Origin of the sequence: Shouchella shacheensis, from assembly GCF_001484965.1 — a bacterium.
GTDB classification, from domain to species: Bacteria; Bacillota; Bacilli; order Bacillales; family Bacillaceae_D; genus Shouchella; species Shouchella shacheensis.
Window position 1 is genome coordinate 78,849 of the sequence record NZ_LLYY01000011.1, and the last position, 18,368, is coordinate 97,216.

Here is an 18,368-nt window from a genome sequence, read left to right on the forward strand (position 1 = left end):
TGCAAGGGGTGTCGTTCTTTTCCTTTTATACAACTCATATTAGCGTTATAATGAAGGAGGCGCTTAGTTTTGGCTTACAAATATAAACTGCCAGAAGTCGGTGAAGGAATTCACGAAGGCGAAATTGTAAAGTGGTTTGTCAAATCAGGAGACGAAGTAAAAGAAGATGACATTTTACTCGAGGTTCAAAACGACAAATCCGTTGTAGAACTTCCCTCTCCTGTTGATGGAACCGTTCTTGAAGTGAAAGTGGATGAAGGCACCACGAGCGTTGTCGGTGATGTCATTCTTACGATCGATGATGGTTCTGGCGAAGAGGAAGACGAAGCTTCGGGCGATGAAGGCAAGCAAGAAGAGGCTTCAAGCGAGAAAGACAAGAAAAACGAAGAAGGCTCGTCTGAATCGACATCCTCTACTGAACAAGAAGAGGTCGACGAAGACAAGCGTGTGATTGCGATGCCTTCCGTTCGGAAACATGCGCGTGAGCAAGGCGTGAATATTCAGGCCGTCAAAGGTTCTGGAAAAAATGGGCGTGTTCTTCGAGAAGATGTGGACGCGTTTGCCTCAGGTGACCAAGTAGCGGATGACCAAGTCGATGAGAAAACAGAGGAAAAAGAAACAACATCTTCTTCTGCGCCAGCCGCTTCATCTGAACAGCTTGAAGAGCGTGTGCCACTTAAAGGGATCCGTAAAGCGATTGCGAAACAAATGGTCAAGTCGAAGCAGACCGCTCCACACGTTACGCATCTTGATGAGATCGAAGTAACGAATCTTGTGGCTCATCGCAAGCAGTATAAGCAAGTGGCTGCTGATCAAGGAACGAAGCTTACGTACTTGCCTTATGTGGTCAAAGCGCTAACGTCGGCCATTCGTAAGTATCCGGCACTCAATGCATCCATCGATGACGATGCGCAGGAAATTGTCTACAAGAAATACTTTAACATCGGTATCGCTGCAGATACGGATCAAGGTCTTGTAGTACCTGTAGTCAAAGACGCAGATCGTAAATCAATTTTCACTCTGGCAGATGAAATTAATGAGCTGGCAACAAAAGCGCGTGACGGAAAATTAAGCAGCGCGGAAATGCAAGGCGGGTCGGCAACGATTTCCAATCTTGGTTCTGCAAGTGGTCAATGGTTCACGCCCGTTATTAACCACCCGGAAGTTATGATTCTTGGAATCGGCCGAATTGAAGAGAAGCCCGTTGTACGCAATGGGGAAATTGTTCCTGCAACGATGCTTGCTCTTTCACTTAGCTATGATCACCGTCTCGTTGATGGCGTGACAGCACAAAGCGCGCTCAACCAGATTAAACGTTTGCTAAATGACCCACAATTACTGTTGATGGAGGGGTAACAAATGGTTGTTGGAGATTTCGCACAGGAAGTTGATACACTCGTTATAGGTTCAGGTCCAGGGGGGTACGTCGCGGCGATTCGCGCGGCGCAGCTAGGACAAAAAGTAACCATCGTTGAAAAAGGAAACTTGGGTGGCGTTTGCTTAAATGTTGGCTGTATTCCATCCAAAGCCTTGATTCAAGCGGGGCACCGCGTACACACCGCAAAAGCCTCTGAAGACATGGGCATCATCGCGGAGAATGTTTCCGTGGATTTTGAAAAAGTTCAAAAATGGAAAGGCTCTGTTGTTGAGAAGCTTACAGGCGGTGTTGAAGGCCTGCTAAAAGGAAATAAGGTTGAAATTATTCGTGGGGAAGCTTATTTTTCAGGGGAAGATTCTGTGAAAATCATGGATGAGAAAAGCTCAAGCACGTATAAATTCAAAAACTGCATTGTCGCAACGGGTTCAAGCGCAATAGAACTTCCAAACTTCAAATACACGGACCGTGTGATCAACTCCACGGGTGCACTTGCCCTTAAAGAAGTGCCTAAGAAAATGGTCGTCATCGGCGGAGGCTACATTGGGATTGAGTTGGCAGGAGCATATGCAAATCTAGGTTCAGAAGTTGTTGTACTTGAAGGAACCAAACAAATTCTTCCTGGATTTGAAAAGCAAATGGCGAAGCTTGTAGAGAAGAAGCTGAAGAATAACGGAGTAAGCTTCCACACAGAAGCGATGGCTCAAGGCGTGGAGGAAACAGACAAAGGTGTGAAAGTAACAGCTGAAATTAAAGGCGAAGAGCAAGTGATTGAGGCTGATTACTTACTTGTCACTGTTGGCCGTAAGCCAAACACAGAAGATATCGGTCTTGAGAGCATTGGCGTTGAGATGAATGATAAAGGCCTGATCACCGTTGACAAACAGCTTCGTACAAGCGTGAAGCATATCTTCGCGATCGGAGACATCGTTGAAGGCCCTGCACTTGCCCATAAAGCTTCGTACGAGGCCAAAGTAGCAGCTGAAGTGATTGCAGGCGAAGCGTCTGAAGTCGACTATTTGGCGATCCCGGCTGTTTGCTTCTCTGAGCCAGAGCTTGCAACGGTTGGGTACACCGACGCAGAAGCCAAAGAAGCGGGCTATGACGTGAAAGCATCGAAGTTTCCATTTGCAGCAAATGGTCGTGCACTTTCGGTTAACGACGCAGACGGCTTCATGAAGTTGATTACGCGCAAGGAAGACGGGCTTGTGATCGGCGCTCAAATTGCCGGAGCGAATGCTTCAGACATGATTGCTGAAGTAGGCCTTGCGATTGAGGCTGGAATGACTGCTGAGGACATCGCGCTTACGATCCACGCTCACCCTTCCTTTGGTGAAATTACAATGGAAGCAGCTGAAGTAGCCCTCGGAATGCCGGTCCACACAATGTAATATAGAAAAGCGAAGGCGCCCTGCTCACGACCGACAAGTTCTGGAGCGACGACAGATCAAGTCCGCACTTGACTTGATCTGCCGTCGTGAAGAAACCTCGAGCGAGTGGGCGCCGCAGCTAGACAAAAAAGAGACGACCGATTAGGTCGTCTCTTTTTTGTTCGTGAAAACCTTTAAGAATTCATACTTGTTGGAATCAGAGCGCTAAGCTTATGATAAATCAGTTCTCGCTTTTGCACGCCTTCGACACGCAGCTTTTCTTGGTCTCCATCCAAAACTAGCATCGTTGGGTATTCGTTGACCCCATAGTAATCTACGGCTTCTTTATCGCTGGATTCGCATAAGATAAAACTTGGCACTTCGGAATTTTGATTTTGTACATCAAGAAGGGCATTATAATAATTCGTTTCTTCTTCCATCGAATTCCGATCGGAGAACAGAATCGTCACCATGCCATCTTCTTCATCATGAAGAGGCGCACTTGCAGATGAAGATGTGAAAAACGAACAACCCGAAAGGAAAAAGACAACCGCTACCATAACAGTTACTTTTGTTAGAGACGAACGAAATGTTTGCGTGAAATGAAATAGCATACATGCCTCCTTTCCAGGGTACCATTATCATATTTACAATATACCCATTCTAACACAGATGAAACAACGATCAGCGTTCGTAATGAAACTGTAATTTAATAGCAAACCTCGTGTAAATTCATTCAAAAGGCTCATGACAACCGCTTAAAAACTTTTTGAAAATTAACGATTTTTAGGATATCGTTGTTAGGGCTGAAAAATGCTAGAGTTTCTACCCGTCGCAGCTAGACAAAAAAAGCACTTCTAGAGGATATCCTCTAGAAGTGCACCTAGACACTACGATTTATCTTTATCCTTTTTATTACCCTTCCGTTGCTTTGCTTCCTCAAGTTGGCGCTCTCGTCTAAGAATTTCCTGATCGCGTCTTAAACGTTCACGCTCTCGTTTTAATTCCATCCGCTCGTGGCGTGCACGTTCTTTATCCGTGGCCAAAATGACTTTTTCTGTCTGTAATGCTTTAAACAGTGAGACAAGCATTAAAATAATAATGACGGCGAACGGAAAGGCGCCGATAATCGAGGCTGTTTGTAGGGCAGTCAGCCCAGCCTCGCTCGTTAGAAGAACAGCGGCTGTACCAGAGACAATCAGACCCCAAATGAGTTTGACTTTGTTGGGTGGATTGAGCAAACCACCTGTTGTTTGCATCCCGAGAACAACAGTTGCTGAATCGGCAGACGTCACAAAGAAAGAAGAAATTAACAAAATGGAGATTAACGATACAATGAAAGTCAGCGGGAATTGCTCGAGCAGCGAAAACAACGCAATTTCCGGCTGATCACCTCCACTCATTGCTTCAAAGATGCCAGCTCCTTGATTTTCAAAAAATATCGTTGATCCACCGAAAACACTAAACCAGAAAGCGCCAAATATGGCAGGCAGGGCAATAACACCAAGGATGAATTCACGAATCGTCCGCCCTCTTGAGACACGGGCAATAAAAGCACCAACAAATGGCGACCAAGAGATCCACCAGGCCCAGTAGAACAAGGTCCAGTCCTGTACCCACGAGGTGTCTGGATCGTAGACATCAAGGCTAAAGCTCATGCCGAAAAAATTCTGTACGTAACTGCCTAGACCTTGAGTAAAAACGCCCATGATGTGGCTTGTGGGTCCCAGAAGAAGAACGAATGCCATTAGAGCAATGGCGAGGCGAACGTTTAGGTTACTGAGTATCCGAATTCCTTTATTGATCCCGGTGAGAGTGGAGATAGAAAATAGTACGGTAACAATGGCGATCACAATCAGTTGAAACACAGTTTCCGAAAATGCGTCTGGAATTGGAAAGACGTAGCGCAATCCAGCTGTGATTTGTGCCGCCCCGAATCCAAGTGATGTCGCCGTCCCGAACACAGTCGCAAACACAACAAAGACGTCAATCGTTTTTCCAAGCGGCCCCTTCACCCTATGTCCAATAAGTGGACGAAATGTTGAACTAAAAAGGGCGGGCTCGTCTTTGCGGTACTGGAAATAAGCAAGCGTTAACGCGACAACCGAATAGATTGCCCACGGATGAATGCCCCAGTGAAACATTGAATAGCGCATCGCTTCAGCAGCAGCTTGCTCGGATCCCGGTTCCGCATTTGCCGGAATAAAGTAATGAGACAGCGGCTCCGCCGAACCCCAAAATACGAGACCAATGCCCATTCCGGCTGTAAAAAGAAAAGCAAACCATGTTAAGTAGTTATATTCGGGTTCTTCATCAGGTTTTCCGAGCTTGATTTTTCCGTATGGACTTAAGACTAAATAAATCGCTACACCAATATAAAAGGTAGCGGACAACAGGTAAAACCAGCCGAGTTCGGAAGAGATAAACCCTTGAACAGTCGTTGTAATGGCAGACATATTATCAGGTTTTACAACGCCCCAGACAATAAATGCAAGGGAGATAAAAGCGGAGATGTAAAAGACTTGGGTAATCTTGTTCAAAATGAATCATTCCTTTCTATTCTAGTGTAATTCACCACAGGTGGTTATTCTGGACGGCTACAATTCGACAGCTCTAAATACCCCATTAGGATTCACATGAAACCACTATTTTACTATTAACATTCCCAAGCGTCATTTATCAGCCTTTTTCAACACATTTCTTAACAATAACACAGGGTGCGTAGGTTGCCAAGCCTTGTTTTTGCATTCGTTTTGGTGAAAAAAGGTGTCGAAAATAGGGGAAATCTGATATGATCAGGAAATAGTTAACTTTTACAAGGAGAGGGCAGAATGAAAAAATACATAGCGACAGCAGTGGTAGCGGTAGTAGTGCTTGCTGGATGTAGTGCCGATGATGTGAACACAGGGATAAACGAGCAAGAAGATGAAGGTGAGGGTATACAAGCCGAAGAAAACGAAGGCACAGATGAAGGAGAGCAGGAGAGCAGTGATGACGCGGAAGAAGAAGCCGTGGAAAATGAAGAGGGTGAAGAGGGTGAAGAGGACATCGTCGAAGCGGAGGAACCGGCGGAGCCCGTGTATGAAATCAATCCAGTCACGTCTAACGTAGAAGTGATCGAAGGAATGGAAGAAGAGTCTGCTGAAGAATTTATGCTTCTTACCATTGACGATACACCAGATGCACGCGGTGTTGATATGGCCGAAACACTTAAAGAATTGGATACCCCTGCAATTTTCTTCGTGAACGCCCATTTTATAAACGATGAAGAAGGCGAAGAGCAACTCAAAGACATCCACGAAATGGGATTTGAGATCGGCAACCATACGATGAACCACCCGAACCTTCAGCAAATTGACGAAGAACAGCAAAGAGAAGAAATCGTTGGGCTAAGTGACAGGGTGGAGGAGATTATCGGGGAACGACCACGATTTTTCCGTGCTCCCCATGGGGCTAACACGGACTACTCAGATTCCGTTGTAGAAGAAGAAGGCATGACACGCATGAATTGGTCGTATGGCTACGACTGGGACCCTGATTATCGGACGGCAGAAGCTATTGCCGACATTATGGTCAACACAGAGTTAAGACAATCCGGAGCAAACCTGCTGATGCATGACCGTGAATGGACGGCCGACGCTCTTGAAGACATCGTGACGGGCCTCAATGATCAAGGATTTGAATTTGTTGACCCGGCATTGCTTAAATAACATCGTATCCAGGATTCTCTCTATCAAGGGGGGTCCTTTTTTGGCGTCCAGCTTCGGCGGGTAGGAGCTTCGAGATTTTCCGTCCTGGCAAGCGTTAGCCAAGGTCGGTATTCTGCCCAACCCACCGGAGCTTTTCCTGTTCCAGCCGCGGCGCTCACTCGATCGCTCCAGAACTTGTCGCTCATGAGCAAGGTGTTTTCGCTTTTCGGTATTTCGCCCATTTTTAATGTGACATTCTAAATAGGGGTTGACGAATCAATTAAGTCATACTATTATAAGTGTACCGGTAACTAAAAACGCTTACATTATAAAGGAGGAGACGCGGTGATGGGTACGCTTGTGTGTCAAAACTGTAACGAGGCGATTGAACACTTTGAAGGTGAAAAGGTGACGCGGCTGTATGCCACTTCATGCTGCAATAAGTGTCAAGCAAGTGAAGAAGAGCCGCTCTCAAATTAAACTGGAAATGTAGAAACCCCCTGTCCTATGATGCCATAGTGCAGGGGGATTTTTGTCTAACTCTAGCAGGTGAAAGCTTGGGATTCCAAGTCGATCCGCCTGCGTTTTTCTATTTTAGCGAATCGGCTGCTGTTCTTTAATGACCTTGAGTGTGGCAAGCGTTGCGTCTTCTGGTCCTTGAACGGGCAGCCCGGCTTCCACATTTTCGCGTACATAGTCCAAGTTTTCGATGGTAATCAATTCCCCAGGGGCTAAAATAGGAATACCTGGAGGATAGACCATAATAAATTCGGCGATAATGCGCCCTTTTGATTGATCGAAAGGTACGTTTTCTGTTGCTGCATAAAAGGCATCCCGCGGCGATAAAGCGAGTGTAGGCGTGTCAGGAACGTGCACGTCGACATTCTCCCTCTCTTGCTCATCCTTTGCGTAAAGCGAAGCCATTTCAGCTAACGCATTGACCAACGTGGTAAGCTCCTTTTTTGTATCGCCTATCGTGATGATGCACAGAATATTGTATAAATCCGATAGTTCCACTTCGATGTTGTGCGTATTTCGCAACCACACCTCGGCTTCGTAGCCGTTGATCGTCAGTCCTTTTAAGGAAATAAGCAGCTTCGTGGGATCGAGGGCGTAGGTGGCGGTTGAATGCAGTCGTTCTTCTCCCACACAGTACAGACCGTCGATGTCATTGATTTCCACTCTTGCCTGCTCGGCCAGCTGGATCGTTTCATTGATCAGAGACGGGCCACGGGTCGCTAAATGCTTTCTCGCCACATCGAGAGAAGCAAGCAGCAAATACGAGGTGGACGTTGTTGTAAGCATGCTTAAAATCGCGGTCACTCGGTCTATCGACACTAGCCCTTCTCGTACATTCAACACCGAACTTTGAGTCAAAGAGCTGCCTAGCTTGTGCACGCTTGTGGCGGCCAGATCTGCACCGGCCTCCATTGCGCTAGGAGGCAGGGATGAGTGGAAATGAATATGAACGCCGTGAGCTTCGTCTACAAGAACAGGCATCCCCGCTTCATGAGCAAGTTCCACAATGGCACGAAGGTCACAGGAGAACCCAAAGTACGTCGGGTTAATTACGAACACCGCTTTTGCCTCAGGGTGAGAGGCAATCGCTCTTTGCAAGGAGTCCGTCGTTATGCCATGGGCAATTCCGAGCTTTTCGTCTAACTCGGGGTGAACGAACACTGGCAGAGCCCCAGAAAAAATAATTGCAGACATAACGGATTTGTGGACGTTTCTCGGAACAATAATTTTATCGCCAGGTCCACAGATGGAAAGGATCATCGTCATAATCGCCCCGCTTGTCCCTTGAACGGAAAAGAAGGTATAATCGGCCCCAAACGCTTGCGCGGCTAGCTGCTGTGCCTCATCAATCATGCCATGAGGATGATGCAGATCATCAAGGGGCGCGAGGTTAATCAAATCAATCGAAAGGGCATCTTCGCCCATAAAGGCGCGGAAGGTCTCATCCATCCCTCGGCCCCGTTTATGTCCAGGTATATGAAAGGGGAGCGGCTTCTTCGCAGCATATTTTTTTAATCCTGAAAACAATGGCGTTTGATCTTGCTTATGTGCCAAAGAGGTCACCTCATTACAAATAAAATCAAGTTCGAGTATAGCACACTCTGGGAGAAAGGAAGAAGAAAATGGACATTCCAATTAATGACGACTGGAGCCAGGAAGAAGTAGTCGCAGTGGCTCAGTTTTTTGACACCGTTGAACGAGCATACGAAGAAGGGGTGAAAGGGGAGACGCTGCTCGCCTTTTACCGTGAATTTAAGGCAATCGTCCCTTCGAAAGCGGAAGAGAAGCAGCTCTTTAGGCAGGTCGATAAACAAACGGGTCATTCATGTTTCAAAGCAATAAAAGCAGCGCAGAGTGAATCGAAGAAGACGATTAAGTTGTAGGGGAGGGCTGTGGCCAAAGCGGGAAGGATGACTGAGTTGCTAGAGGGGGGCTAGATGGGGTGGTAACTTCTTTTACCTCCCCCTATGTCGCTTTATACGCCTCCTCTGATGAAGCAAAGAACGAAACTACATAAAAACTGTACACAAAATAATCTACTTCCTTTAAAATCTAGATAACGCTCAGCTCTTGTTTCTCAAACAGGATAAGCTATGATCTTAATCTTAAGGGGGGAGAGAATGTATGATGAAAAGGGTAATACCGCTCGCAGCGTGCCCTTTATTTCTAGTAGCTTGTGGAACAGGAAACAACGAAGATGAATACCGAAACTTTTCTGCTGAGTCAGAACATTGGAAGGCTGAGATGAAACTTGTCATAAAAGGAGAAGATCCGGTGGAGGAGGCCGCTAATTTTTCATTTATTTATACTGGCGATAGCGAGGATACAGAGCAAGAAGTGTATTATAAACACAGGCCAGAATGGATGTATAATGAAGACACTTCAGGGCCCGATGCTTATTTCGGACCAACAGGGGAGTTCTTACCTGATGAGAATGATCCATTTACAGATACTGCAAAAAACGCGGGCGGCCATGTTCAAGGAGGTTATTATTTAGAGCAACACTGGATTACTGAGGTTTTTTGGAGCGAAAATGGAGAGGATGTTTCCGAAGAACTGATATTTGAGGAAGTAGAGTAGCCCTTCAAAGGATTTTTTTATATTTTCAAAAATTATCGGTTTGTTTTTGGATGAATCGGGATTGGATAGTGCCCTAGAGGTTTCAGTGCCTCTAGGGCGGGCTAGCAAGCACTTATTTGTAAGCCAACTTATAAATCGGGAGCAGTGTCTCCACGGTTTCTTTCACGGTTGACATAAATGCCTCGCCATCTGAAAGAAGAGGGTCGTTACGCTTAATATGCTGCCCAACGAGCCACTCGCACTTTTTAACATCACGGAACCGTTCAAGAGAAGCGTCCAAGTTGAGATCGCTAAAAGGCGTGGAGTCTTTTTTCGTATGGTCGAGGGAAACGACATAGTCGTCTGGGATAACCTCTCTTAGTGTCTCTACTTCGCTGATAAAGGTACTGGCCATTTCCTGCTTACCGGGAAGTTCATAAATAAAGGCAAGCCAAATGAACACATGATCCTCAAAGAGCCCGACTTGGAAATGGGGGTGCTGTTTATACCCTCGTTTGTTGGCAGCGACCGCGAGCCATGTATCCTTAGGCGGATTCTTCGTACGACGGGCATGCTGGGCAATATGAAGATACATCTCGCTTCCTGTCATACTTGTAAGCTCGTTCACCAGCTCGTCCCCAATGTCTTTAAACTTTGGCTGAATTCGCTCACGAATCGCCTCCATTCGTTCTTCAAGACCGTCGATCGAAAACGTCTCAAAATCATGCTCGGTAAATCCGTTAAACGCCATCGTCTTTCTCCTTTCAAAAACGTGCTTTCTCATAGCATACCGTTCGAAAAGTGGATACGCAACTCCAGGTGGAGCGGGGAAGTGATTTTTTCTTTTTTGAAAACATTCCGTTCTCCTTGCACATATGCTATAATGCAGGTATCAGAAAATTTAAAACGATAGCGTGTGGACTGAATTTTTTCATAAAAAGGAGAGTGTCGCAGATGAAACAAGTGATTCCCTCAACAAGCCTCCCTGATGCAGAAAACAAATTGTCCGTCTTGCGCCTGGAAATTGATTATGAATTAATGACATTACACGATGCACTGCTTGAAGAAGACGTGGCCAAAAGCATTATGAGCAAGAGGCGTCTTAGAAAATTGCGTAGAGAATGGTTGGAGTTAGAAAGAGCACCCGTTTAACAAAAGCGCGGCTTTCAGGCCGCGCTTTCGCTTTGTCTAGCTCCGGCGGGTAAAAGCGTCGAGATTTTTCGCCCCGATAACGAAATCCAAGGGCGGGATTTCTTTTATCGGGTCTCCAAAATTCGCGCTTCTGTTTGACCCGCCTACGCTTTTCGGTTGGAGAAAAGTTGACCGAGTGCGTGGTTCCAGGGATTCGCAAAAAGGGGGTCCCATTTGCCGTCCTATTTTTAAAGAGGTTTCCAACACCGAAGAGTCATTCCTGCCTCTTTTTTGTATCATTTTTCAGGATAAAACTCGTTTACCTGCCGATTTAGAAAAATTACCTGCTGAAATCGCAAATTTACCTGCCTATTTGAAAAAATTAGCTGCCACCTCTGTTGAATACCTGCCTTTCCCTTTTTTTACATGCTTCCTGAGTGAGTCTACCTGCCACCTCCTCGTCTGTTTTGTTGATCAGAAAAGATCAATCGTCTGACTTTCCTTCTTTAGTTCGTCTCGATTTGCTTTAAGCTTGAATTATGCGATAATAAAGCCACCTACATACATTATCTCAAGAAAGAACTCATAGGAGGAATTTGATGACAGAGCGTTGGATGAGTCTTGAAAGAGTGGCTAGACTGTGGATCGTCGAGGCTGGGGATCTAATTAAGGAGGCGTTAAAAAACCCTTTCGATATTGACTCCAAGTCAGACCCAGATGATTTGGTTACAGAAGTGGACCGGAACACAGAAGCGTTCTTTTATCATAAAATCAAGGAAAACTTTCCGGATCATCAATTCTTAGGTGAGGAAGGGGTGGCTAAGGAGCTACAGTCACTTAAAGGAACGGTTTGGATTGTCGATCCGATTGATGGAACGATGAATTTTGTTCATCAGCAGGTGAATTTTTCGATTTCCGTTGGTATCTACGAAGAGGGGAAGGGCGTCGTTGGCCTTGTTTATGATGTCATGAACGGAGAGCTTTTCCACGCGGTTCGCGATAGAGGCGTGTTTCTAAACGACCGTCCCCTCAAGCAGGTAACGGATCGTTCAATTTCTGAATCGATCCTAGGGTTGAACGCAAACTGGCTTGTTGAAGATCATCACCAAGAGCATGAGGGGTTGGTGAGGCTTGCACAGGACTGCCGTGGCACGCGCTCGTACGGGTCGGCCGCGATTGAAATGGCTTACGTGGCCGCTGATCGACTGGATGCCTATATCAGTCTCCGTCTTTCCCCTTGGGATTATGCGGGAGGAGCGGTTTTGCTTGAGGAGGCAGGATGCAAAGCGACACGGCTTGATGGCGAGGAGCTTTCGATGCTTGAGAAGGGTTCCATGATTGCTTGCAAGCCAGAGCTTCATACGACCATTGTTGCGGATTATCTCGAGAAAGGGTGATGAAGATGAACGTCGGTTTTATCGGGCTTGGAACGATGGGTCTCCCGATGACTTACCACTTGATAGAGGCAGGGCATACGACCTATGTGGCGAGCAGAAGCCTTGGACCGATTGAAAAGGCAGTTGCTCACGGCGGGATCAAGGCAGAGAGTCCAAAGGCACTGATGGAGGCTGCTGATATTGTAATGACCTGCCTGCCACTCCCAGAGACGATTACGGCCGTTTATGAAGGAAAGGACGGACTGATTGCCGGTGCTTCTCCTGGAAAAATTGTCATTGATCATTCAACGGTCGACCGTGCGACCAATGAGCGAGTGAAGGCCCTTCTGCTCGAGAAGGGCGCAGGTTTTATTGATGCGCCGGTAAGTGGCGGTCCAATGGGAGCAAAAGCCGGGAAGTTAACGATTATGTGCGGGGGCGAAGCGGAGGACGTGGAGAAAGCTCGACCCGTGATGGAAGCCTACGGCGGCTACATTGTCCATGTGGGTCAAACCGGAAGCGGTACCACCGTGAAACTCTTGAACAATATGCTCATTGGGGTACACCAGGCCGCTCTGGCTGAGTGTTATGTAATGGCAGAGAGAGCCGGAGTGGACCCAGCCATTGCTTATGACGTGATTAAGAAAAGCGCAGGCTTCTCCAAGAGCATGGACTGGGCGGTCGACGCGATTCTCGACCGGGCGTTTGATGCGAGATTTTCTATCGATTTGCTGCACAAGGACATCGGCCTCGCTCTTGAGCTTGGAGAGCAGTTGAACATGCCCCTTGATTTAGTGAAGCTCGGCGCCAAAAAAGTCGCAGAGGCCAAACAAAGCTACGGACACCAGGATGTCAGCGCGATCATTCGACCACTTGAAGAGAAGACAGGCACAACCGTAAAGCGTCATAGCGAACAATAACAAAGAGCCCTTGACTAGCGAATCGCTGTTCAAGGGCTCTTGTCAGGCCTTCCAAAATCCGCGCTATTGGAAGGCCCCCTCCGCCTTTCATGATGTCTAGCTGCGGCGCCCACTCGCTCGAGGTTTCTTCACGCCGCCAGATCAAGCCTAAAACCGGGCTTGATACTGCCGTCGCTCCAGAACTTGTCGCTCGTGAGCAGGGCGCCTCCGCCTTTCGCTTAATACTGTTTGCTTTCACGGCCTTTTTTTTTGAGGGTGAACCCGAGTCCCATAGCAATGACGAGACCGACGCACGCAAAAATGGCAATCAGCACGCTTCTTTCAGCGACGGCGACGCCAATACTCATAATGCAAATCACGCTGATAATAGAGAGGAGCAAAAATAGCAAGTTTTCTTTTTTCAAAAAATCGTACCCCCTTGAAACGATAATTCTATTATGTAGTGTAACGCGCAGTTCCAAAAAGGAAAAGGCAAAGGTTGTGACAAAACGAAAAACATTTGCATCTTTCGCGAATTTATTTAAATAAACCCGTCGAAAAATAGGATGTCATTGCGATTTGTGATATACTAGACCAGTTGAATAGTCTGTTTGCAGACTCAAGGTGAAGGAGAGAATAGAAATGACCGTACGCACGGATTTACGTAACATAGCGATCATTGCCCACGTTGACCATGGCAAGACGACGCTTGTAGATGAGCTATTAAAGCAGTCTGGTACGTTCCGAGAGCATGAAAATGTTCAAGAGAGAGCGATGGACTCCAATGCGCTTGAGCAAGAACGTGGCATTACCATCTTAGCAAAAAATACAGCGATAAACTACAAAGAGACCCGAATCAACATTATGGACACCCCAGGACATGCCGACTTTGGTGGAGAAGTTGAACGGATCATGAAGATGGTCGACGGTGTCTTGCTTGTGGTCGACGCGTATGAAGGCTGCATGCCGCAGACGCGCTTTGTTCTGAAGAAGGCCTTGGAGCAAAAGCTGACCCCAATCGTTGTTCTGAATAAAATTGACCGGCCCGCGGCGCGTCCAGCAGAAGTGGTCGACGAGGTTCTGGATTTGTTTATTGACCTAGGCGCCGACGAAGGTCAGCTGGAGTTTCCCGTGGTGTACGCCTCTGCCATTAATGGCACGGCGAGCCTTGATGCGGAGAAACAAGATGACAATATGACGGCATTGCTCGAAACAGTGGTAGAGACGATCCCAGCTCCTTTCGACAACAGTGAGGAAGGCTTGCAGTTCCAAGTAACCTTGCTTGATTACAATGACTATGTCGGTCGTATCGGTATTGGACGCGTGTTTCGCGGCACGATTAACGTTGGCCAGCAGGTGGCGTTGATGAAGCTGGATGGCACGGTGAAACAATTCCGAGTAACGAAGCTCTTTGGATTTCTAGGCCTTAAGCGTGTGGAAATTAACGAAGCAAAAGCTGGAGACTTGATCGCCGTATCAGGAATGGAAGAGATTAACGTCGGAGAGACGGTGTGCCCTGTGGAGCAACAAGAAGCTTTGCCGCAGCTGCGTATTGATGAACCGACTCTTCAAATGACGTTCCTTGTTAACAACTCGCCGTTCGCAGGACGTGAAGGAAAATATGTAACCAGTCGAAAGCTAGAAGAGCGTTTAAAATCAGAGCTTGAGACCGACGTGAGTCTGCGTGTAGAAAACACGGATTCCCCGGATATCTGGGTGGTTTCTGGTCGTGGTGAACTGCACTTATCAATCTTGATTGAAAACATGCGCCGCGAAGGGTACGAATTACAGGTGTCCAAGCCGGAGGTAATCATTCGTGAGATCGATGGCGTGAAGAAGGAGCCGGTGGAGCGTGTACAGATTGATGTGCCTGAAGAGTACCAGGGGGCCGTTATGCAGTCGCTTGGCGAGCGTAAAGGGGAATTGCTCAATATGGGCAACACGGGAAGCGGACAAGTGCGTCTCGATTTCCTTGTTCCAGCTCGTGGGTTAATTGGTTATACCACGGAGTTCTTAACACAAACGCGTGGCTACGGCATCATCAACCACTCGTTTGACTCCTACAAGCCGGTGTTTGCCGGACAGGTTGGGGGCCGTCGTCAAGGGGTTCTCGTTTCAATGGAATCGGGGAAATCCACGCAGTACGGAATCATGGGCGTTGAAGACCGCGGCACGATCTTTGTTGAACCTGGAACGGAGATTTATGAAGGCATGATTGTTGGCGAACATACCCGCGAAAATGACATTACCGTCAATATCACGAAATTGAAGCAGCAAACCAACGTCCGTTCGGCAACAAAAGATCAAACGGTCACGATGAAGCGTCCGCGCATTTTGACGTTAGAAGAAGCACTTGAGTATTTGAATGACGATGAGTACTGCGAAATGACACCAGAATCGATTCGTTTGCGCAAGAAAATCTTAAACAAATCCGAACGTGAACGCGAAGAAAAACGCAGAAAAGTTGCCGCGCAGTAAAGGGAAAAGCCATTTAGAGAAGTTGAGGCGTGTGCAGACTCCCCGTCTGCGCTTATCAGATTGAACGAGGCGTGGGTCTTGACGAGGTAAGACATTTCTTAAATGATGAAAGGCTGGTGAGCGCATGTATTTGGCATCTCAAGCCCCTTCCATTGATCGCGACGATTTGCCGTGGCTCCAGCAGTTGACAGACATAAATCCGTGGTACGGGTTCGGGGCGTTTGTTCTAACGGTGCTTCTAACAGTGATCGTTTTTAACCTTGGGTTTGCACGCAAGCTCCCTCTTTTGAAGACGCTGATTATCTACGCGCTGCTGGTGATGGGGAGTTTCGGGCTGTGGTTTATGGAGTTTGTCTTCGGTGCACCGACGTTGGCTGTCCTCGTGATCTCAGGCCTCGTGCTGGGGGCGTACAGATTTAGGCTTCATGTTCACCGAAAAGAAAAAGCAAACGAAAGCAACACCTAATGAAAGAAGAGAGCGCGGCCTATGGCCAGTCGCTCTCTTCTTTTTGTGGATTTGGGGTTGTAAAAAGGCCCGATGCTTTTCGTTTGACCGTTCTCTCTGCAATACGATCATCGCAGCTCTCACACATATAGGTGTGAATGGGACGGTTACGCAATCGTTTCGCCAGCGGGTCAAAATCTTCTAGCTTCTCAATTTTATCACAAAGTACGCATTTGACTCTCATGTTTGGGCGTCGGCTGCTAGGGCATTGCCTAAAGCCCTTCACCTCCTTGCTCCTTTCTATTGTAAAACAATCCAGTCAAAAATGAAACTTGAGCGCCTGCTTCCTGAATTCCTTCGTCTAAGTCATTGTTTCCACTCATAGAATAATCACAAGCATAGCTTGCCCTAGGTCGCTTGTAGCTAGCGAGTAGAGGGAATATGTCAGGAGGCGTCGTCACGTGAATAAAGCAGACAAAATTTTTGTCCTAGATACAAATGTACTCTTACAGGATCCACACGCCATCTACCAATTTCAGCCTCATGAGATTGTCATCCCTGCTGTCGTACTCGAAGAGGTGGATTCCAAAAAGAAAAATGTGGATGAAATTGGAAGAAATGCCCGCATGATTGCAAGAAAAATCGATGCGCTTAGAGAAAAAGGGAAGCTGCATGAAGGCGTCCGCCTAGAAAGAGGGGGAATCGTGCGCGTTGAACTCAATCACCGTTCGTTCCAACACCTGAAACATGTGTTTCCGGGGATGACGAATGATAATCGCATTATCGCTGTGGCGATGAATTTGCAGTTGGAGGAGGATGAAAAAGCAGCTGGACGAAAAGTGGTGCTCGTCTCAAAGGATGCGCTCGTTCGCGTGAAAGCAGACGCGTTTGGGCTCTCAACCGAAGATTTCCTGAACGACCGAGTGATCGAAAATGACAAAGGCTACGCGGGCTATCAAGAGTGCTATGTTGAGCAGGATGTCATAGAGGGTTTTTATAGAGATCAAGAAGTGGATGGCTCAGCTATAGGCAAAACATCGTTCTACCCCAACCAATTTGTGATTCTTAAGGATCGCGGGGGAAGCTCTAGTTCAGCCCTTGGCAAGGTGGACCGCCTTGGAGCAAAAATCAAACCTCTCCTTGGAGAGCATGACCACATTTGGGGAATCAAGCCGCGCAACGCCCAGCAAAAAATGGCGATAGAGCTTCTCTTGCGCGATGATCTCCCGCTTGTCACGATTGTTGGAAAAGCAGGCACGGGGAAGACGCTGCTTTCCTTAGCGGCGGGTTTGCTTCAGACCGAAGACCTTCGTCTCTATAAAAAGCTTGTCGTGTCAAGACCAGTGGTTCCACTCGGGAAAGATATCGGCTACCTGCCGGGAGAGAAGAACGAGAAGCTAAAGCCGTGGATGCAGCCAATTTTCGATAACCTGGAGTTTTTATTTGACACAAAAAAGTCGGGGGAGCTGGATCGAATCTTGGCGGGGATGGGCTCGATTCAAGTGGAGGCGCTCACGTACATAAGGGGCCGAAGCATACCGGATCAGTACATCATTATTGATGAAGCCCAAAACCTAACGAAGCATGAAGTGAAAACGATCTTGACGCGGGTAGGAGAAAGAAGCAAGGTGGTGCTCATGGGAGACCCCGAGCAAATCGATCACCCGTATTTGGATGAATATACAAACGGCTTAACGTATGCCGTCGAAACCTTTAAAAAAGAAGCACTGAGCGGCCATATCAAACTAGTGAAAGGGGAACGCTCAGCACTTGCTCAACTTGCGGCCGACTTGCTTTAAACAAAGACAATACGCTGGACATTGCGTATAGGCTCCTCTTCGTTTGAGCCATCAGCCAAATACAAATGAACCGGGCCGTCCTCTTTTAACGGTTTTCCACTCTTTGAAAAAGCGGCGATCAGTTGGTAAGCCTCCTCTTGTGAGAAGCAAAACGTCTCGCCAGTGCTTGTTTCAATTTCTACAGCCGTCGCTTCTATATCAGGTTCAGCGTTTCGAAAAAAGGAGTTCAATGGCATGCCAAAGGAACCGTTGGTGAGCGCTTGTCGGTCGTAGCGAATCCGATTTGTATCACGGTTCGGATTCGGCGGCTCAACCCCCTGTGTCATTTCCTTGTCCCACTGCTTAGAAATTGTTCGTGTGTAGGTGGTGAGCTCGTCCTCTTCGATCTTGTTATTGGTTTGAAAAAACGTCTCAAGATCAACCTTGCGCTCATCAAAAATCCAAACCGTTGGGTCAATCGTTAACGCTTTCTTTACTCTGCCTGAAATAAAAAACACAAATTCTTGCACCGGTGACCCTCCAAAAGAAAAAGATTTAATCGGAATTACTACGGTAGCTGACAAATACGATGATAACGCCTCTAGCAACGCAAAGTAGGCGTTTCGCCAGGAAAAGATTCTAAAAGAAGTATAAACCGTGGCTAACGTTTTGTCACTTCTTGACTTCTTCTAGACGAAGGGAGAGGGAAAAAGATTGCATTTTTACACGTTTGCAGATACTATAACAAG

Annotated in this window: 19 protein-coding genes; 12 read left to right on the top strand and 7 right to left on the bottom strand. The window is 47.1% G+C overall.

Going from position 1 to position 18,368, the window contains the following annotated elements; genetic code table 11:
• Window positions 1-69: 69 nt before the first annotated feature.
• Window positions 70-1,356, top strand: coding sequence for a dihydrolipoamide acetyltransferase family protein (locus AVZ68_RS12890; RefSeq protein ID WP_059104972.1), 1,287 nt, complete (start codon window positions 70-72; stop codon window positions 1,354-1,356).
• A gap of 3 nt (window positions 1,357-1,359) precedes the next feature.
• Entirely contained in the window at window positions 1,360-2,766 is a 1,407-nt protein-coding gene (gene lpdA / locus AVZ68_RS12895) for a dihydrolipoyl dehydrogenase (protein WP_059104973.1), read from the top strand.
• A gap of 173 nt (window positions 2,767-2,939) precedes the next feature.
• Here the strand turns inward: lpdA and AVZ68_RS12900 are convergent, their stop codons facing one another.
• Window positions 2,940-3,359, bottom strand: coding sequence for a hypothetical protein (locus AVZ68_RS12900; RefSeq protein WP_059104974.1), 420 nt, complete (start codon window positions 3,357-3,359; stop codon window positions 2,940-2,942).
• A gap of 276 nt (window positions 3,360-3,635) precedes the next feature.
• Window positions 3,636-5,285: a glycine betaine uptake BCCT transporter gene (locus AVZ68_RS12905; protein ID WP_059104975.1), complete on the bottom strand. Its 1,650-nt coding sequence runs from the start codon at window positions 5,283-5,285 to the stop codon at window positions 3,636-3,638.
• A 291-nt stretch (window positions 5,286-5,576) separates the two neighbouring features.
• On the opposite strand from AVZ68_RS12905, the gene AVZ68_RS12910 reads away from it, so the two are divergent.
• Window positions 5,577-6,455: a polysaccharide deacetylase family protein gene (locus tag AVZ68_RS12910; RefSeq protein WP_059104976.1), complete on the top strand. Its 879-nt coding sequence runs from the start codon at window positions 5,577-5,579 to the stop codon at window positions 6,453-6,455.
• A gap of 327 nt (window positions 6,456-6,782) precedes the next feature.
• Complete coding sequence (locus AVZ68_RS19885; protein ID WP_082676575.1) at window positions 6,783-6,914, top strand: GapA-binding peptide SR1P; 132 nt, start codon at window positions 6,783-6,785, stop codon at window positions 6,912-6,914.
• A gap of 114 nt (window positions 6,915-7,028) precedes the next feature.
• Here the strand turns inward: AVZ68_RS19885 and AVZ68_RS12920 are convergent, their stop codons facing one another.
• Window positions 7,029-8,507, bottom strand: coding sequence for an aminotransferase class I/II-fold pyridoxal phosphate-dependent enzyme (locus AVZ68_RS12920; protein WP_059104978.1), 1,479 nt, complete (start codon window positions 8,505-8,507; stop codon window positions 7,029-7,031).
• A 68-nt stretch (window positions 8,508-8,575) separates the two neighbouring features.
• On the opposite strand from AVZ68_RS12920, the gene AVZ68_RS12925 reads away from it, so the two are divergent.
• Both AVZ68_RS12925 and AVZ68_RS12930 read left to right on the top strand, forming a co-directional pair.
• Complete coding sequence (locus AVZ68_RS12925) at window positions 8,576-8,836, top strand: UPF0223 family protein (protein ID WP_059104979.1); 261 nt, start codon at window positions 8,576-8,578, stop codon at window positions 8,834-8,836.
• A 241-nt stretch (window positions 8,837-9,077) separates the two neighbouring features.
• Window positions 9,078-9,533, top strand: a complete 456-nt coding sequence (locus tag AVZ68_RS12930; RefSeq protein WP_059104980.1) for a hypothetical protein — start codon at window positions 9,078-9,080, stop codon at window positions 9,531-9,533.
• Window positions 9,534-9,645: 112 nt separating this feature from the next.
• Here AVZ68_RS12930 and AVZ68_RS12935 read toward each other — a convergent pair whose 3' ends face one another.
• Window positions 9,646-10,263: a YktB family protein gene (locus tag AVZ68_RS12935; protein WP_059104981.1), complete on the bottom strand. Its 618-nt coding sequence runs from the start codon at window positions 10,261-10,263 to the stop codon at window positions 9,646-9,648.
• A 203-nt stretch (window positions 10,264-10,466) separates the two neighbouring features.
• On the opposite strand from AVZ68_RS12935, the gene AVZ68_RS12940 reads away from it, so the two are divergent.
• The 3 genes from AVZ68_RS12940 to AVZ68_RS12950 all read left to right on the top strand — a co-directional run bounded on the left by AVZ68_RS12940 (window position 10,467) and on the right by AVZ68_RS12950 (window position 12,939).
• On the top strand, window positions 10,467-10,664 hold the full coding sequence (locus AVZ68_RS12940; protein ID WP_059104982.1) for a YkzI domain-containing protein: 198 nt from the start codon (window positions 10,467-10,469) through the stop codon (window positions 10,662-10,664).
• A 578-nt stretch (window positions 10,665-11,242) separates the two neighbouring features.
• Window positions 11,243-12,040 (top strand): inositol monophosphatase family protein, encoded by a 798-nt coding sequence (locus AVZ68_RS12945; RefSeq protein ID WP_059104983.1) that lies wholly within the window; start codon window positions 11,243-11,245, stop codon window positions 12,038-12,040.
• Window positions 12,041-12,045: 5 nt separating this feature from the next.
• The gene (locus AVZ68_RS12950) at window positions 12,046-12,939 is read left to right on the top strand and encodes an NAD(P)-dependent oxidoreductase (RefSeq protein ID WP_245628139.1); all 894 of its coding nucleotides are present in this window, start codon (window positions 12,046-12,048) and stop codon (window positions 12,937-12,939) included.
• A gap of 218 nt (window positions 12,940-13,157) precedes the next feature.
• Here AVZ68_RS12950 and AVZ68_RS12955 read toward each other — a convergent pair whose 3' ends face one another.
• Window positions 13,158-13,343, bottom strand: a complete 186-nt coding sequence (locus tag AVZ68_RS12955) for a DUF5325 family protein (protein ID WP_059104985.1) — start codon at window positions 13,341-13,343, stop codon at window positions 13,158-13,160.
• Between the two features lie 217 nt (window positions 13,344-13,560).
• Between AVZ68_RS12955 and typA the strand changes: the two genes are divergently transcribed.
• Together typA and AVZ68_RS12965 are read left to right on the top strand one after the other, a co-directional pair.
• Window positions 13,561-15,396 carry a translational GTPase TypA gene (typA, locus tag AVZ68_RS12960; protein WP_059104986.1) on the top strand — a complete coding sequence of 612 codons (1,836 nt, stop codon included), beginning with the start codon at window positions 13,561-13,563 and terminating at the stop codon, window positions 15,394-15,396.
• 124 nt (window positions 15,397-15,520) lie between these two features.
• Window positions 15,521-15,862: a YlaH-like family protein gene (locus AVZ68_RS12965; RefSeq protein ID WP_059104987.1), complete on the top strand. Its 342-nt coding sequence runs from the start codon at window positions 15,521-15,523 to the stop codon at window positions 15,860-15,862.
• 19 nt (window positions 15,863-15,881) lie between these two features.
• On the opposite strand, the gene AVZ68_RS19890 is transcribed toward AVZ68_RS12965, so the two are convergent.
• Window positions 15,882-16,085: a YlaI family protein gene (locus AVZ68_RS19890; protein WP_082676587.1), complete on the bottom strand. Its 204-nt coding sequence runs from the start codon at window positions 16,083-16,085 to the stop codon at window positions 15,882-15,884.
• Between the two features lie 217 nt (window positions 16,086-16,302).
• On the opposite strand from AVZ68_RS19890, the gene AVZ68_RS12970 reads away from it, so the two are divergent.
• Window positions 16,303-17,640, top strand: a complete 1,338-nt coding sequence (locus AVZ68_RS12970) for a PhoH family protein (protein ID WP_059104988.1) — start codon at window positions 16,303-16,305, stop codon at window positions 17,638-17,640.
• Here the strand turns inward: AVZ68_RS12970 and AVZ68_RS12975 are convergent.
• Window positions 17,637-18,149 carry a hypothetical protein gene (locus AVZ68_RS12975; protein ID WP_059104989.1) on the bottom strand — a complete coding sequence of 171 codons (513 nt, stop codon included), beginning with the start codon at window positions 18,147-18,149 and terminating at the stop codon, window positions 17,637-17,639. The genes AVZ68_RS12970 and AVZ68_RS12975 overlap by 4 nt on opposite strands.
• Window positions 18,150-18,368 lie beyond the last annotated feature (219 nt).

What these genes read in the sequence shown, in the direction of transcription:
- lpdA (WP_059104973.1), top strand. Translation starts at nt 1,360, where the DNA reads ATGGTTGTTGGAGATTTCGCACAGGAAGTTGATACACTCGTTATAGGT.
- AVZ68_RS12900 (WP_059104974.1), bottom strand. Translation starts at nt 3,359, where the DNA reads ATGCTATTTCATTTCACGCAAACATTTCGTTCGTCTCTAACAAAAGTA.
- AVZ68_RS12910 (WP_059104976.1), top strand. Translation starts at nt 5,577, where the DNA reads ATGAAAAAATACATAGCGACAGCAGTGGTAGCGGTAGTAGTGCTTGCT.
- AVZ68_RS19885 (WP_082676575.1), top strand. Translation starts at nt 6,783, where the DNA reads ATGGGTACGCTTGTGTGTCAAAACTGTAACGAGGCGATTGAACACTTT.
- AVZ68_RS12925 (WP_059104979.1), top strand. Translation starts at nt 8,576, where the DNA reads ATGGACATTCCAATTAATGACGACTGGAGCCAGGAAGAAGTAGTCGCA.
- AVZ68_RS12930 (WP_059104980.1), top strand. Translation starts at nt 9,078, where the DNA reads ATGATGAAAAGGGTAATACCGCTCGCAGCGTGCCCTTTATTTCTAGTA.
- AVZ68_RS12935 (WP_059104981.1), bottom strand. Translation starts at nt 10,263, where the DNA reads ATGGCGTTTAACGGATTTACCGAGCATGATTTTGAGACGTTTTCGATC.
- AVZ68_RS12940 (WP_059104982.1), top strand. Translation starts at nt 10,467, where the DNA reads ATGAAACAAGTGATTCCCTCAACAAGCCTCCCTGATGCAGAAAACAAA.
- AVZ68_RS12945 (WP_059104983.1), top strand. Translation starts at nt 11,243, where the DNA reads ATGACAGAGCGTTGGATGAGTCTTGAAAGAGTGGCTAGACTGTGGATC.
- AVZ68_RS12950 (WP_245628139.1), top strand. Translation starts at nt 12,046, where the DNA reads ATGAACGTCGGTTTTATCGGGCTTGGAACGATGGGTCTCCCGATGACT.
- typA (WP_059104986.1), top strand. Translation starts at nt 13,561, where the DNA reads ATGACCGTACGCACGGATTTACGTAACATAGCGATCATTGCCCACGTT.
- AVZ68_RS12965 (WP_059104987.1), top strand. Translation starts at nt 15,521, where the DNA reads ATGTATTTGGCATCTCAAGCCCCTTCCATTGATCGCGACGATTTGCCG.
- AVZ68_RS19890 (WP_082676587.1), bottom strand. Translation starts at nt 16,085, where the DNA reads ATGAGAGTCAAATGCGTACTTTGTGATAAAATTGAGAAGCTAGAAGAT.